This window comes from Flavihumibacter sp. UBA7668, from assembly GCF_002483205.1.
Taxonomy (GTDB): Bacteria; Bacteroidota; Bacteroidia; order Chitinophagales; family Chitinophagaceae; genus Flavihumibacter.
Genome location: NZ_DLHM01000002.1, coordinates 307,420 through 322,425 on the forward strand (window position 1 = coordinate 307,420; position 15,006 = coordinate 322,425).

General features: G+C 41.2%; 14 protein-coding genes and 1 pseudogene. 12 read left to right on the forward strand and 3 right to left on the reverse strand.

Features of this window, described 5'->3' with window-relative positions:
- Positions 1–154 precede the first annotated feature (154 nt).
- Together B2746_RS04965 and B2746_RS22810 are read left to right on the forward strand one after the other, a co-directional pair.
- Complete coding sequence (locus B2746_RS04965) at positions 155–1,594, forward strand: TlpA family protein disulfide reductase (protein WP_290791598.1); 1,440 nt, start codon at positions 155–157, stop codon at positions 1,592–1,594.
- A gap of 41 nt (positions 1,595–1,635) precedes the next feature.
- On the forward strand, positions 1,636–1,815 hold the full coding sequence (locus tag B2746_RS22810) for a helix-turn-helix transcriptional regulator (protein WP_414655280.1): 180 nt from the start codon (positions 1,636–1,638) through the stop codon (positions 1,813–1,815).
- Here the strand turns inward: B2746_RS22810 and B2746_RS04970 are convergent.
- Complete coding sequence (locus tag B2746_RS04970) at positions 1,763–5,848, reverse strand: hybrid sensor histidine kinase/response regulator transcription factor (protein ID WP_290791600.1); 4,086 nt, start codon at positions 5,846–5,848, stop codon at positions 1,763–1,765. The genes B2746_RS22810 and B2746_RS04970 overlap by 53 nt on opposite strands.
- 205 nt (positions 5,849–6,053) lie before the next feature.
- On the opposite strand from B2746_RS04970, the gene B2746_RS04975 reads away from it, so the two are divergent.
- The 10 genes and pseudogenes from B2746_RS04975 to B2746_RS05020 all read left to right on the forward strand — a co-directional run.
- Entirely contained in the window at positions 6,054–6,794 is a 741-nt protein-coding gene (locus B2746_RS04975; protein ID WP_290791602.1) for a hypothetical protein, read from the forward strand.
- A 10-nt stretch (positions 6,795–6,804) separates the two neighbouring features.
- Entirely contained in the window at positions 6,805–8,145 is a 1,341-nt protein-coding gene (locus B2746_RS04980; RefSeq protein WP_290791604.1) for an MFS transporter, read from the forward strand.
- Between the two features lie 43 nt (positions 8,146–8,188).
- Positions 8,189–8,923, forward strand: coding sequence for a hypothetical protein (locus B2746_RS04985; protein WP_290791606.1), 735 nt, complete (start codon positions 8,189–8,191; stop codon positions 8,921–8,923).
- A gap of 6 nt (positions 8,924–8,929) precedes the next feature.
- On the forward strand, positions 8,930–9,913 hold the full coding sequence (locus tag B2746_RS04990; RefSeq protein WP_290791608.1) for an alpha/beta hydrolase family protein: 984 nt from the start codon (positions 8,930–8,932) through the stop codon (positions 9,911–9,913).
- Between the two features lie 90 nt (positions 9,914–10,003).
- On the forward strand, positions 10,004–10,570 hold the full coding sequence (locus B2746_RS04995; RefSeq protein WP_290791610.1) for a dihydrofolate reductase family protein: 567 nt from the start codon (positions 10,004–10,006) through the stop codon (positions 10,568–10,570).
- A 2-nt stretch (positions 10,571–10,572) separates the two neighbouring features.
- Positions 10,573–10,896, forward strand: a complete 324-nt coding sequence (locus B2746_RS05000) for an ArsR/SmtB family transcription factor (RefSeq protein WP_290791612.1) — start codon at positions 10,573–10,575, stop codon at positions 10,894–10,896.
- Entirely contained in the window at positions 10,893–11,411 is a 519-nt protein-coding gene (locus tag B2746_RS05005) for an SRPBCC family protein (RefSeq protein ID WP_290791614.1), read from the forward strand. Before B2746_RS05000 ends, B2746_RS05005 begins: the two co-directional genes overlap by 4 nt.
- A 5-nt stretch (positions 11,412–11,416) precedes the next feature.
- A complete protein-coding gene (locus tag B2746_RS05010) occupies positions 11,417–12,622 on the forward strand; it encodes a Gfo/Idh/MocA family protein (RefSeq protein WP_290791616.1) in 1,206 nt (401 codons plus the stop codon).
- A 12-nt stretch (positions 12,623–12,634) separates the two neighbouring features.
- The gene (locus B2746_RS05015) at positions 12,635–13,075 is read left to right on the forward strand and encodes a GNAT family N-acetyltransferase (protein ID WP_290791618.1); all 441 of its coding nucleotides are present in this window, start codon (positions 12,635–12,637) and stop codon (positions 13,073–13,075) included.
- Positions 13,076–13,103: 28 nt separating this feature from the next.
- A pseudogene (locus tag B2746_RS05020) lies at positions 13,104–13,631 on the forward strand (amidohydrolase family protein); the annotation flags it as partial.
- Between the two features lie 52 nt (positions 13,632–13,683).
- Here B2746_RS05020 and B2746_RS05025 read toward each other — a convergent pair.
- Entirely contained in the window at positions 13,684–14,328 is a 645-nt protein-coding gene (locus tag B2746_RS05025) for a peroxiredoxin (RefSeq protein WP_290791620.1), read from the reverse strand.
- A 20-nt stretch (positions 14,329–14,348) separates the two neighbouring features.
- Complete coding sequence (locus B2746_RS05030; protein ID WP_290791622.1) at positions 14,349–14,867, reverse strand: class I SAM-dependent methyltransferase; 519 nt, start codon at positions 14,865–14,867, stop codon at positions 14,349–14,351.
- Between the last annotated feature and the right edge of the window lie 139 nt (positions 14,868–15,006).

The following is a 15,006-nucleotide window of genomic DNA, read 5'->3' on the forward strand; positions in this document are numbered from 1 at the left end:
TATATTCATTTGCATCTAGATATTGGATGACGTATTTAGAATAAGACAATCAATCAATTCCACTTTTAGTGAAATTGATGCTGGATTACCTGGTGGAGGAGAATGAAAGTAAATTTAAGTTGAAAAAAAAGCACTCTAAATAACAAATCAGCATATGAGAATACTATCAGGTTTCTTTTTTTTGCTCTTATTCGCTTCCTGTGGTGTGCGCTTGCCCGAAGGAAGAGCAAAGCCTGTTTATTTTGAAGCAGATGAATTGGTATTTGCCGATTCGCTGGACCCCAGGCCTATGTTGATGTATCATAAACCTCATTGGTTATATTCTCCCTGTACTGATATTGTTTACCTTGAGCGTGGAAAAAAGGTTAAAGCATTGGTTGTTGGTCCAACTATTTTTTGGATGAATCAGTATAGTTTTCTGGTTAATCCGAAGGATCGGATCAGGGTATCAACAGATCCTTCCAAAGATTTTACACCCAGCTTATCAACGCTAAATAATAAAAGCAGGAGGGATCGGGAGCTTCAGGTCCTGAAACATTTTGAACAGTTGGAAAAAGAGCCAAAAATTACCCGTTTGCTTGAATATGATTATAAAATGATTCAGGAGCTTGAATTTTCATTAAAAGCACAGGTTCATCCAGCGGAAAAAGCAGCTAAGCAGTTGTTCGATTCCCTAAGTAGAGCTTACCAGGTAAGCCGAAAATTTAAGCGATCTACACGAGATTATACTAAGAATCTGTATAATAAAACGCTTCTTAATCTTTATTGGCAGTACCGCGATACCCTGTTTGCCCGAAAGGTATATTATGACAAGGTAAAAGAGGGGCTTGTTTTAGCCAGTAATTCTGCTCCTCGCAATCGGCTGAATGGAAATATGGAGACGTTTATCAATTTACTGAATACATCCATCTATCCTTCTATGGGAATTAGTGCTATGGTTTATCAGGGTAGGTTCGACGAATGTTTTACTACGTTAAGTACCGTCTTCACCGGTTCTGCCAGAGATCTTTTGCTTTCTCGTTTAATGTACAATGCTGCTGTTCTTGGGTTCACCGTTCCTCCAAATTACGAAGAACTATATCGCAATTATTCAATTAATCCGGCCTATAGGAAAATTGTAAAAGGCTATCGTCGTTCCAGTGATACCGTTCAAATAATTCGACCAATATTGCCCAACGATTTGCTGCTACCTGATGGGAAAACAGTTTCCAGTTGGGATTCGGTACTTGCCAATAACAAAGGTAAGTATGTATTGATTGATTTTTGGGCAAGCTGGTGCACACCCTGCCTGGAAGATTTGCCAGAATTAGAACGGTTAAAAAAACAGTTCCCGGCGGAGAAGATCAGTTTTTTAAGTATGTCCCTGGATACGGATAAGGATCAATGGAAGAGCCGGCTCATTAAACTGAACAGTAATCCATCCACCAATTTCCTTTTTGTTCATCCAGGCAATGCAGCCATCCTGCAAAGCATGAAAATTAACGAAATTCCACGTTATCTGTTAATTGACCCGGCGGGTAAAATTATCAATGATTATTTACCTGGTCCAAGGGATCCCGAGTTAAAGCGATTGTTGGAACAAATAATTGAATGACATAAAAAAATAAAGAAAATGATTACACTAAAAATCTAAATATTACTGCTTACAGACTTGCAAAAGATATTGGTATTCCGCAAACAAGATTTTCTGAAATAATTAAGGGAAATCGCAGGATAACCGCAGATACTGCATTAAGATTCAGCAAATATTTTGGAAACTCAGCTAAATTATCCCTGCCCTCCATTCCTGTGGCGTTACTCCATATTCCTGTTTAAATACACGGGCGAAATAACCGGCATCTATATATCCACAATCCAGTGCAATGGATCCAATACTTTGCCTTGGATCGGCCAGCAATTCCTTCGCTTTTTGCAATCGTACCAGCCGGATGAATTTATTAGGCGTGCAATTGGTCAGGGCTTCCAGTTTACGGTGTAATTGGGAATGACTCATAAATACCTGCCGGCATAACTGTTCTACATTAAACTCATAATTGGAGAAATTGGCTTCCACCAATTCCCTTATTTTTTTTACAAACTCATGCTCTTTTATATTCGTTGATGCTACTGCCTCAACTGGCATTTCCGCAGCGGCCAACCCGATCTGTTTGCTGTAATATTGCTGCAGGTTTTTTCGCTGCTCAAGCAGTTTTCGGATACGCAATAACAACTCATCTTTATTAAACGGTTTTTCCAGATAAACATCAGCTCCTTTTTCCAATCCCTCCAACTTACTTTGTATATCTGCCTTCGCGGTTAGCATGATGATGGGAATATGACTGGTGCGTTCATCTTCCCGTAATTTCCGGCACATTTCAAAGCCATCAATATAGGGCATCATTACATCGGTGATAATTAAATCTGGTATGATATCAACGGCAATAGCATAGCCTTCCTGTCCGTCTTTTCCTACACTCAGTTTATAATCTGGCAAACAGGTGGCGGTATAGGCTACTACATCAATATTGTCTTCTACAAGTAACAATAAGGGTTTATTGCTTTCCTTTGTAGTATCCTTTTGTTTATTTGCCGTGGCTGGCAGACCAGCATCTTTCAATGGGAGGGAGGGCACTGTTTCCAGTAATTCCGATTGTGCCTTTTTAAATGGAATACTGATGGTAAACTCGGTTCCTCTGGTTGCACCAACAGGCGGACTTTTTACCGTTATTGTTCCGTCCATCAATTTCACCAGTTCCTGGGTAAGGGAGAGCCCAATGCCTGTACCTTCTGTTGTTCGGGTATGGCTATTGTCCACCTGATAAAATCGGTCAAAAATATGTTCCAGCTGATTTTCCGGTATGCCGATGCCCGTGTCTTTTACTTTTAGAACAAGAATGGTAGTATCCGGATCAGGATTGGCAAGCTGTGTTATTGATACATACACATTTCCTAATGCCGGTGTAAATTTTAAGGCATTGGACAGTAGGTTGGTTATTATCTGACTCAGTTTTTCCGGATCATAGGCTACCCGCATTTCATCGGTATCTGCCAGAAAATGAAATTGCTTTTGCTGACTCGCTGCCAGTGATTGAAAAGCTTCCACAATGTATCGCAGAAAGGCAACCAGGTCTCCGTTGATTTGGTGAAGACTCATCTTACCGTCTTCAAGTTTCGATAAATCCAGTAATTCATTTACCAGTTTCAGCAGATTGTTTCCATTGCGAACAATCATGTTAAGTCCGTCATGGAGATGTTTTTCCGGATCGCTTTTGATCTGATTTGCCATGCCCAGAATAACGGTTAGAGGTGTCCGAAATTCATGCGTAATGTTGGCATATAGCTGTGTTTTTACAGAATTTAATTCTTTGATTCGTTTGGCTTCTTTCTGCTCAAATTTTAGTTGTGTTTGGAGTCTGGCTTTGTTTACTTTGAATCTGAAATAGGAAATCGCGCCATAGCCAATCAAAAATGCATAAATCAGGTAGGCCCACCAACTCAGCCACCAGGGCGGCAGGCTGGTAATAATTAATTCAGCCACTTTGTTGCTCCAGATTCCCCGGCTATTGGAGCCCTGCACGCGGAAGGTATAGTTGCCTGAAGGAAGGTGAATATAATTGGCTCTTCGGCGGTTTCCACTTTCTACCCATTCTTTATCTATGCCTGCCAATTGATAGCGGTATTTATTCTGATCCGGAGCCCTGAAATCAAGTGAGGAGAATTCAATGGTTAGCTGATCCTGCTCATGGTGGAGGGTGATGGCCGGAGTAAATTCAATCGCTTCTTTCAATAGTCCGCTTCCGTCGTTGGGCTTAATCTCTTTGTTATTGATCAATAATCGGGTGATGAATATATTTGGTGCAAATGTGTCGATCAGTATTTCTTTGGGATTAAAAACATTCATGCCGTTGATGCCACCGAAGGCGAGCTGACCGTTTGGAAATTTCGCAAAAGCACCCGTATTGAATTCGGCTGCCTGCAGGCCTGCTACTTCCGTAAAATGCCGGATATCGAATGTGCTATTCTTAGTAGCCGTAATACAAAAGAGCCCGTTATTGGTACTGCCCCATATATTCCCCATTTCATCTGAGAGGATGCCATAGACGACATCATTGCAGAGCCCCTCTGCTGTGGTAATGTGACTGAATTTGCCGGTTGCTTTCTCCATCCGGTTCAGTCCGCCTCCCTTGGTACTGATCCATAAAGTACCGGGGTCTGAGGGGTCGTCCAGAAAAGAAGAAATATGTCCGTTGTTTAAGGAATTCCTGTTTTTCAGATTGGTTTGAAACCAGGTTATTTTGGGTGAAATCGCAGCCTGGTTTTCAATTTTTGCAAATCCTTTTTCAGTGCCCATCCATATAATGCCACTTCCATCCTGGTAGATGGTGGTGATTTGCGTATTTTTATCCAATTGAATGGTTGAATCATTGGAAAGCGTGTATTCTTTTGCCTTTCCGGTGGCGGGATTAAATACGGTAAAGCTTCCGCCTAATCCGCCTATCCAGAAATGACCTTCATTGTCTTCCAGCATCCGTTGATCATCGCCATAATTGCCTTTGAGGTCAACCGGATAAATGCTGCTTTTTTTAGTGGTAAGATTTATTTGTTCCAGTTCCAGCAGTTTGGGGGAGGTGCGGGCTTTTCTTTTGGTGAGCCATAAATCGCCTTTACGGTTGATGAAGTAATCAAAGATGGTATGTTTTTTTTCCACCCAGTTATTATTGACCAAACTACCATCTGGCTGAACAATTTTGTCGGCGGCCCAACTTTGTACAAAAATTTCACCCTGGTTCGTGCGGATGATTTTTTTGACACTGAAGCCCCTTGCTTTGTGGTTGAATTTTTCTGATTCAAAAGAATATTTCCGGATGCCATGCCCATTTAATCCAAGCCAGATAAGGCCGGTTTTGTCTTTATATAGCTTCATACTGCCCACGAGGGTATCGCTGGCAATCAGGCAGTCATCCGGATTCAGGGGTTTATTTCGCTGCCATTTGCTTAGATCATAGACCCGCAACAGGTTAAGATTGGAAATAGCAATCCAGAGCCGGTTATTGGTTTCCTTCAGAAAAAAGCTGCCCTGGCCATTCAATATGTTTTTGGAAAAACTAGGGTAGGCGATGAGGTTGTCGATTTCGCTGATGCGTTCATCGTTTATCCAGAGTCCGTCTGGCGAATTGAAAATAGTGTTGAAATGAAGCTTGAAATCTGTCTCCAAAACAAAGCTGTTTTTGTCCGGATGAAAGCGGAACTGTTTGCCATTGCAGTTGAACCAGGTTATTTTTTTTGAGTCGGTGTAAAGAATCTGGTTGTAACAATCCATTGGTTTGGGAATCTGTTCGAAAATTGGAGGGGTGGATTTTTCGAAAAAATCAGTGGGTAGTGTGATGATATCAAACCTGGTTTCGGTGGAATTGATTAAAAAACGACCATCTGCCAATTCGGTTATCTGGTGGTTGATTCGATTGCCGGAAAGACTATTGGGATCCTTCGGTTTGTGCAGGATTCTGTGAAAACGCTCTTTTTTCTTATCAAAAACATTGATGCCATTGTCTTCGGTTCCAATCCAGATCCGGTCTTTGCTGTCTTCATAGAGATGCAGGGTGGCATTGCTGCTGATAGTGGTTGAATCGTAGGCATTATAGGCGTACACTTTAAAATTATAGCCATCGTACCGGTTGAGTCCGGCTTTGGTAGTAAACCAGAGAAATCCGTTTTTGTCCTGCAGAATGTCCCAGATATAGCCCTGCGATAATCCTTTGGAGGTGGAGATGGATTCGTAGGAGAGGGGAGATTGGGAAAGAATTTTTTCATGCCAAAGCATACCCATTAGGCAACAGAAAATGGTAGTTAGATGCCGGTGGATATGCATGGTTCTTCTAATTTAAGTTATTAAAGGCTTAGATGGCGTGCGGTGCTATGCAATTGGAGCGAAAGCGGAAAAAATGGTGAAATTATCCTGATGGGATAAAATTTGTCCGGTTGAAAGATGGATTTGACCGATTCTATTGTGGCTTTGTCCTAGCAGAAAATGGAGGGCGGGAGGAACTTTATGGTTCACCCTAAATCAATTTAAAATGAAGAAGCAATTCAGCTTAAAACAGATGCTGGTTTATAGTCTGCTACTATTACCGGTACTAGTTTCTGCACAGGCAAAAAATCTGCTATCCACACACCGGGTATTTCCAAAAATGGAAAAGATTGCGGAGTTTGAAAAAGCATTGGCCGCGCATGCACAAAAATACCATACGGGAGATGTGCATTGGCGGGTGTTTTTTATACAATCCGGTCCGGATGCAGGGGGCTATCATATTACCGAGGGGCCAACCAGTTGGGAGGCAGAGGATGCGAGGGGTGATCTTGGTCCGGAGCATACGGCCGACTGGAACAAAAATGTATCGGTTCATTTGACAGACCGGCAATCTTCGGGATATTCGGTTTATCTGGATTCGCTGAGTACGATTGCGGTGGGCGATTTTACGGATAAGATTAATATCTCGCATGTTTATCCCAAGGTTGCTCAGGGAGATGAGGTAGTTAAACTGATCAAAAAGCTAAAGAAAACCTGGACAGCTTCCGGCGTAACGGTGGCAGTGTATGCAGCCAGTTCATCCGGTAAGGCACAATATGTATTGGTAACCAGGTACAAACAGGGGTTAAAAGAACGAGAAAACGGATTTAGGAAGCCATTCAAAGAAGTATATGAGTCGATACATGGAGAAGGATCCCATGCCCATTACCTGAAGGATGTGGCGGAGTTTGTAGAGGAGAGTTGGAGTGAGTTGTTATTTCTCCGCAAGGACTTAAGCTCCAAATAAATTAACAGCCATGCAACTCACCCCATCTTTTGCAATAAGCGGGAGTAGGCGACTGCCTGCAATGGCAGACAGTACAGGGCTTCGTTATTTCAATTTTATTGCCTTGTATTTTGCGCAGGGGATTCCGGAGGGTATGCTAACCTTCGGAATCCCTGCATGGCTGGCGATGAACGGAAAATCGCCGGGAGAGATCGCTGCTTTTACTAATATGGCGGTGCTGCCCTGGAGTTTTAAATTTATTGTGGCGCCCATAATGGATCGATATACCTATTTGCCGATGGGGCGCAAGCGACCCTGGGTATTAGTGGGACAGGCCGGATTGGTACTGAGTTGTATTCTTATGGCCTATGAGCCGGATCCTCTGAATAATTTGAACCGGTTGATGTTGCTGGCTTTTGTTGTAGCAAGTTTTGGAGCCTTGCAGGATGTGGCAACAGATGGAATGGCAGTGGATATTATTCCCGCACATCAGCAGGCGAGAGCCAATGGGTTGATGTGGGGATCGAAGATTGTGGGAATGTCCGTTTCGCTGGCCATTGGAAGCTGGTTGTTGAGCAGCTATGGATTTAAAGCAGCGATATGGATGATGGCGATTGTAATTGGTACTACTATGCTGGTACCTGCTTTTTTGAGAGAAAAGCAGGGAGAGCGGATAGCACCCTGGACAAAGGGGCAGGCATCTCCTGAAAATCTGAAGTGGCAGCTGACTAACTGGAGACAGATTTTTCAATCGTTGTACCGCGTTTTTACTTTACGTAATTCTATTTTGATTGCTTTGGTTTTATTTGTTTGTCAGGGTGGGTTTAAATATATGTCCACCATAATGCCCATTTTTACCGTAATGGAATTGGGATGGACCAATGTAGACTATTCGCAATATTATGCCACAGCTAAGCTGGCAGGCGGACTAGCGGGCATGTTGTTAGGCGGCATCCTGATCGACAAATTTGGTAAGAAGCGGATGTTGAACAGTTATTTGCTTGGGATGATTGTCTGTGTATCAATACTTGCTTTTTCAACCAGGTATTGGAATGACCGTAGTTTTATTTTCGCCTTTATGCTGGCGTATAATTTGTTGTACACTTTTTCCTGTATTGCGGTTTTTGCCATCGCTATGCAGTGTTGCTGGAAAAAAGTTTCTGCCAGCCAGTTTACCTTGTATATGACGGTGGCCAATTTGGGGCAGATTGTCTTTTCGGGATTTATTGGTCCCATTAAATCAGTTTTCGGGTGGGAGCTCTCGCTCTTTGCCTTCGCGTTAATTATTGGCATTGCCTGGCTGATTCTGCAATTTGTAGATATTGATAAGCAGATTAGCCGGGTGGTTGATTTGGAAACAAAGGATGTGTAAGCGTTTCGTTTGCGCAGTTCCCTCAGAATTGATATATTGATGCATGATTCGATTTGCATTTTTACTCGTTTTCCCAGCTATATTATCTTATTCATGTAATAATAATCAACCAACTATTGAACAGGAGGCTGAAAGCAAATCCGACTCCAGTGCAGTTATAAATGATGCTACTTCCAAAATTAATTTTCAGACAAGCAATTTTGTGGAAATTGACAGCTCAGGAATTCTTTTATTTCCTCTTTCTGGAGGGGAATCAAAAAGAGAAAATGGTGAATTTTATTATAAGGAAATGCCGAATAATAATTATTGGAATATATTATTTCATAATACAAAGTCGAATACTACTCATTTATTAAGTGAAAAGAAAATTTTAATTCAAAGCTTTCATCCGGAGAACGGCCGATTCGCAAATCAGGAGACGAATCAATTTAATCAATATATATATTACGAGGCAATTTCGCATGACTATAATCGTGATAAGAAATTGTCCAATAGTGATCCAGTTTATTTGTTTATTTCGGATAAGCTAGGAGGTGAGTTCAGACAAATTTCCCCATCAAATGGTTCTGTTATCAATTGGAAGTTTGTACATTCAAGTAAGAAAATAATAATGACTGTCAAAAAGGATAGCGATAAGAATTTTGTATTTGATGAAGGTGACGAGACAGCAGCCTATGAATATAACCCAGGAAACGAATCAGGAGCTGTTGAGATATTCTCCACCGAGTTGAAGAATAAGCTGAAGAGTTTGTATAATCGGGATTGGAAAATAAAATGATGTATTATGAAGTACCTTATCATTATTTTTTTTGTTTTTTCCACCTCTGTTTTAATCGCTCAGGAAAAGACACCGGAAGATTTTGGGTTTCGACATCTTCAAATGCCCTATCAGGGAACTGTTGTGGATATTTTAGTCAAGAGCCAGCCGGGAGAGGAATCTAAAGAAAAGCCCTTGTTTTTATTTTGTCAGGGAAGTTTGCCTCAACCCCTGATTAAATATGATGAAAAAGGGAAATTTGGGGTTTTTCCTTTTAATCCGGATAGTTTGGGGATGGATTATCATTTGGTAATTATCAGCAAACCATTCATACCTGTTATTGCGCATGTTTCGCAATTGAACGCGGATTATTCATATAAAGATAGTACCGGTAATTTCCCTCAGGGTTATACAACCCATAATTACCTTGATTATTATGTGAACAGAAACATAGATGTGCTGCGGTATTTGCAAAAACAGGACTGGGTTTCTTCAAAAAAATTAGTAGTAGCCGGACATTCTGAAGGCAGCACGATTGCGGCAAAAATGGCAACCATTTATCATAAAATTACGCACCTGATTTATTCCGGTGGAAATCCATTGGGAAGAATTTTAACGGTAATTGAGCAGGAAAGAGCAATGGAGACCTCTTCCACCACACCCATTGCGGAAGAGCAATTTGGTTTTTGGAAAGATATAGTGGCCAATCCCAATAATAATGTTTCAACAGGGGATACCTATCGCTCCATGTATAGTTTTTCGATTCCCCCGATTCAGTACCTGGAAAAACTGAAGATACCGGTCCTTGTTTGCTATGGCACCAAAGATGCGGCGGGTACCTACAATGATTATTTGCGTATTGAAACCATTCGTAACAGGAAGGATAATTTTACATTTAAAGCCTATATCGGAACGGAGCACAATTATTTTCCGGTAAAATCGAATGGTGAAATTGATTACGAAACCTACAACTGGGACAAGGTAGCCGGTGATTGGCGGGACTGGTTATAAATCTAAAAAAAGTTTGAGTTTATTTTGTGAAACCGAAAGGTTGCATATATATTTGCAACCAATTAGTTTCATAACCTAAAATCAATGAAAATGCGAAAACTAAAATTACAGGTACAGATTTCAGTGGATGGATTCATTTCAGGGCAAAATGGAGAAATGGACTGGCTGGTATTTAATTGGTCCGACGATATCAAAGAATATGTGGATGAAATAACCAGGCCGGTAGATACAATACTGCTTGGCAGGAACCTGGCTACCGGATTTATACCCTATTGGGCAGCGGTAGCTGCAGATCAGAATAACCCGGAGCAGGAAGCAGGAATAAAATATTCCGAAACGAAGAAGATTGTATTCAGTAGAACCCTTACTAAATCGGAATGGGATAATACAGAGGTGGAGAATGGGGATTTTGTAGAAAAAATTAAGTACTTAAAGCAACAACCGGGAAAAGATTTGATTGTTTATGGTGGGGCCGGATTTGTGTCCTCTCTGATTAAAGAACAATTGATTGATGAACTGCATCTGTTTGTGAATCCGGCCATATTAGGGAAGGGTATGCCTGTATTTCAGGAGGTTGAAACCATGCAAAAACTACAAGTAGCCTTCTCCAGGCAGTTTGATTGTGGTATTATGCTGCTTGTATACAAACCAGAATAACTATGCGAAGAGATATATTTCAAGCCATTGCTGATCCGACGAGACGGGCCATCCTTGTATTAATAGCACTGCAGGCAATGACACCCAATGCTATTGCAGAACATTTTGATTCAACGAGACAAGCGGTATCAAAACACCTGCGAATATTAACTGAATGCGAGTTGGTTAGGCAGGAACAAAAAGGCCGTGAAATATACTACCAGCTTGAAGTGGAGAAGATGAAAGAAATTGACCAATGGTTAGATCAATTCAGAAAAATTTGGGAAGTTCGGTTTAATCAGCTGGATGATTTATTAGTTTCCATTAAAACAAAACAAAAAAAATGAACCCCAACTTATTATATGACTTTATTGCTGATAAGGCGACCAGCCAATTAACTTTAAAGCGCGAGTTTTTAGCAGATCGGCAAATGGTTTGGAATTGTTATACACAGAGTGAACTACTAAACCAATGGTTTGCACCAAAGCCAATGACCACCCGAACCAAATCTATGAAGTTTAGAGATGGCGGGCATTGGCATTATGCAATGATTGATCCGGATGGAAAAGAATATTGGGGATATACCGAGTATATCACCATTCAGCCAATTGATTATTACACGGCACTAGATGCATTCAGTAATGAAATGGGAGAAGTGAATAAGGAACTTCCCCGGGCAAAATGGAAGGTTTTATTTTTAGATAAGGGTGAAAAAACACTTGTTGAGACGACTGTTCAATACAGTTCTTTATCTGATTTGGAAACAGTGATTCAGATGGGAATGGAGCAGGGAATGAAGCTAACCCTTGAAAAACTTGATGAATTATTACTAAAATTGCAGGAAGGTGCTAAAATGCAATAAAATTAATGAGCAGAAGAAAGTTTATACAACATGCAGGTTTGCTGGCTGGCGGACTGGTTTTGAATAACCAACTTGTGCACGCAATTGGCAATTCCACCAACTATGCCAAAATTAAAGTGGGTGTTATTGGTTGCGGAGATCGTGGTCGCGGGCTAATGATGGTAATGAAGCAATTGCCTGAGCTGTTTGAAATAAGAGCTATATGCGATGTGCTGGATTTTCAATTGGAAAACGCCGGAAAAATTGTGAAGGATCAACCTGTAAAATCATTTAAAGATTACCGGAGTTTGCTCGATGATTCATCCATTCAGGCGATCGTGATTGCCACTCCGCTACATCTGCATTATGTAATGTCAGTTGCTGCCCTGGCTGCGGGTAAACATGTGTTTCAGGAAAAGACAATGACCTATTCGATAGAAGAGGCACTGGACCTGGTAAGCAAGGTGAAATTGCATCCCCGCCAGATTTTTCAGGTGGGACATCAGTATCGATATGTTCCGCTATACTACAGGGTAAAGGAAATGATTGATAAGGGATATCTGGGAAAAGTAACCCAGATTGATTGCCGCTGGGATCGCAATGCAAGCTGGCGCAGACCTGTTCCACCGGGTTATTCAGACCGCCAGATCAACTGGAGGATGTATAAGGAATACTCAGGCGGACTGGTAGCCGAATTATTATCGCATCAGATTGATTTTATCAATTGGGCATTTAATACGCATCCGGATGAGGTGTTGGGAACCGGGGGAATTGATTTTTATAAAGATGGTCGGGAGACGTATGACAATGTACAGGTACTGCTGCGATACAATAAAGCCGGAATGATTGGGAATTTTGGTGCCACCTGTGCGAATTCGAGGGAGGGGTATATTTTTAAAATTAAAGGAACCAAAGGAACGGTGGAGTTATTGGTTAATGAAGGTGTTTTTTATCCTGAACCCGCCACGCGCAAAGAATTGGGTGTGGTGGATGGGGTTACATCTGCCAGTAAAATCGAGTGGAATAAGGATGGAGGGATTCCGATTTTGAAAGAGAAAATGAAGGATGGAACCATGTTTGCGCTGCAGGATTTTCATAAGAGCATTACGCAACAAGTGCCACCTGCTTCCAATGTGCAAACCGGTGCAACCACGGCCATTTCGGTGCATATGAGTAATTCGGCTATTTATAATAATCGAATGGAGGAATGGAAGGAGGAGTACGATGTTTAATTTTTTTTCGAAATGAATAGTCAATACAACGATTTTTTAATTTCTACTGACAAGTCAAAACTTGATATCGATTCCATTCATACATTTTTATCTGCCAAAGCCTATTGGTCCTTACATATTCCAATAGAGCGGGTTCAAAAGGCCATTGAAAATTCACTATGTTTTGGTGTATATCAGAAAGAATTGCAGATTGGTTTTGCAAGGGTGATATCTGATTATTCAACCATTGCCTATCTGGGTGATGTTTATATTTTGGAAGCGTTTCGCGGGCAGGGCTTATCTAAATGGTTGATGGAAACCATCATGAGTCACCCGGATTTACAGGGTTTGAGAAGGTGGATCTTACTAACGGGTGACGCCCATGGTTTATATGAGCAATTTGGCTGGACGGCAATTGCTGATCCTTCCAAATGGATGGAGCTTCACAATAAAAACGTGTATTCCAATCTTTAATAGTTGATAAAAGGCATCGAATCAGTATGGAAATGAAAACCGAAGATCCGTTATGATTCATGCGCAAACAGTTCGGGAAGATCAGTTGGACTCTATGAAGCAGCTTGAAATAATTCCATCATTCTTTTCCATGCATACATTTTATTGGGGCGATTGGCATCGCGATGAGATATTGGGAAAGGAAAGAGCCTATCGCATTTCACCTACCGGGAGTGCATTGAAACGCAATATGATTTTTACTGAGCACCATGATGCTCCGGTAGCCAAACCGGATGCTATTCGCTTATTACACAGCACGGTGAATAGGGTTAGCAGAAGCGGAGATATTATTGGTCCTGATCAGCGGGTATCGGCTTATCAGGCGCTTAAATCAATTACTAATTGGGCCGCATACGCAGCATTTGAAGAAAATTTAAAGGGTACGATTCGTGTGGGTAAACTGGCCGACTTTGTATTGCTGGATAAAAATCCGCTTAAAATTGCAACTATGGAAATTGGCAATCTGAAAGTGATAGCAACCATTAAAGAAGGGAAAACGATTTACAGTAATAAATAAAAAATCAAAGTCCCGACAATGTCGGGACTTTTCTCATTTGTGTGTACGCGTGTCAATTCAACGAGCGTTTCGCCAAATACCAGTCGACCATTTCCAGCTTGCTGTTTTTTCTTTCCAGAAGTGCTTCCACTGTTTTTGGAGCAGGAACAATTACTTTATCGCCCGGTTGCCAGTTTAAGGGCATGGCGCATTTGTTGGTATCGGAGGTTTGAAGTGCCAGTAAGGTTCGTTTGATTTCTTCCATATTACGTCCAATATTCAGCGGGTAGTACATGATTAGTCGAACTTTTCCTTCCGGATCGATTATGAAAACGGCGCGAACGGCAGCTGTTTCACTTTCTCCAGGTTGTAACATTCCATAAAGTTTTGAAATTGCCATATCGATATCAGCAATTATGGGAAATTCAAATAGGACGCCGGTTTTTTCCTGCACGGCATTCACCCAGGCAATATGTGAATGGATGCTGTCTATGCTGAGACCTATTAGTTTGGTGTTATTCTTTGCAAAAAAATCCTTTTCCTGGGCAAATCCGCTTAATTCGGTTGTACATACCGGAGTGAAATCAGCAGGATGGGAGAAGAGTATGACCCAGGAACCTTTGTTGTAATCTGAAAATTTTAGTTTGCCGGTAGTGGTTACTGCCTCAAAATCCAGTGCTTTATCGCCAATTCTGGGCATGCTTGTAAGTTGTTCCATGATCTGTATTTTCTTTTGAATTATATTTTTTGTCCGGTTAGTCTTAATACAGCTGCCTTTCCTGAATGAAATTCTCCTTCTTTTAATCGGAGTTCTTTTTGTTCACAGTTCAGGAGGTGCAGAAATTTGAAATCATTACAAAGAGTAGGTGCATTATAGAGAAGTGCTTCATCTTTGGGCCCTCCTGAATCAAATTCTATTTGTTCTTTAGCAAATGCTTCCAATAATAGAAAACCGCCTGGTTTAATTGATCGGATTAATTCCTGGTGAAATGTTTTCCTTAGAGCGGGTGGCAGATGCACATAGATGCTTGCTACCAGATCATATTGCTGGTTGGCTTTAAATGTTTTAAAATCAAAAGCATGTACCGTCCAGCCTTTTTTAGCAGCGTAAAGGGCATTACGGCCTTCACCTTCTGCAGGAAGTAAAACAGTTCCTGGTTTATGCAAATCGATAAACAGCTTAAAGAAGGCGTTTGGTTCCTTTCCATAGACGGTTTCATTTGTAGCATACCGCTGATTCCAGAATTCTTTTACCATTCAATGTCATTATTAGGTGCAAATTACAGGAGACGGGTGATGCTGAATGTGACAGGGGTCACAGAATGGAGTCGCCAAATCAATGGTTTATTTTTATATTCATCTTTCAATGAATACCTCAATAGAAATTGGAGATGCC

Bases quoted from the DNA above. Each gene is read 5' to 3' on its own strand.
- B2746_RS04975 (WP_290791602.1), top strand. From the start codon at position 6,054: ATGAAGAAGCAATTCAGCTTAAAACAGATGCTGGTTTATAGTCTGCTA.
- B2746_RS05010 (WP_290791616.1), top strand. From the start codon at position 11,417: ATGAGCAGAAGAAAGTTTATACAACATGCAGGTTTGCTGGCTGGCGGA.
- B2746_RS04990 (WP_290791608.1), top strand. From the start codon at position 8,930: ATGAAGTACCTTATCATTATTTTTTTTGTTTTTTCCACCTCTGTTTTA.
- B2746_RS05025 (WP_290791620.1), bottom strand. From the start codon at position 14,328: ATGGAACAACTTACAAGCATGCCCAGAATTGGCGATAAAGCACTGGAT.
- B2746_RS05015 (WP_290791618.1), top strand. From the start codon at position 12,635: ATGAATAGTCAATACAACGATTTTTTAATTTCTACTGACAAGTCAAAA.
- B2746_RS05030 (WP_290791622.1), bottom strand. From the start codon at position 14,867: ATGGTAAAAGAATTCTGGAATCAGCGGTATGCTACAAATGAAACCGTC.
- B2746_RS04985 (WP_290791606.1), top strand. From the start codon at position 8,189: ATGATTCGATTTGCATTTTTACTCGTTTTCCCAGCTATATTATCTTAT.
- B2746_RS05005 (WP_290791614.1), top strand. From the start codon at position 10,893: ATGAACCCCAACTTATTATATGACTTTATTGCTGATAAGGCGACCAGC.
- B2746_RS04965 (WP_290791598.1), top strand. From the start codon at position 155: ATGAGAATACTATCAGGTTTCTTTTTTTTGCTCTTATTCGCTTCCTGT.
- B2746_RS04980 (WP_290791604.1), top strand. From the start codon at position 6,805: ATGCAACTCACCCCATCTTTTGCAATAAGCGGGAGTAGGCGACTGCCT.
- B2746_RS04970 (WP_290791600.1), bottom strand. From the start codon at position 5,848: ATGCATATCCACCGGCATCTAACTACCATTTTCTGTTGCCTAATGGGT.
- B2746_RS05000 (WP_290791612.1), top strand. From the start codon at position 10,573: ATGCGAAGAGATATATTTCAAGCCATTGCTGATCCGACGAGACGGGCC.
- B2746_RS04995 (WP_290791610.1), top strand. From the start codon at position 10,004: ATGCGAAAACTAAAATTACAGGTACAGATTTCAGTGGATGGATTCATT.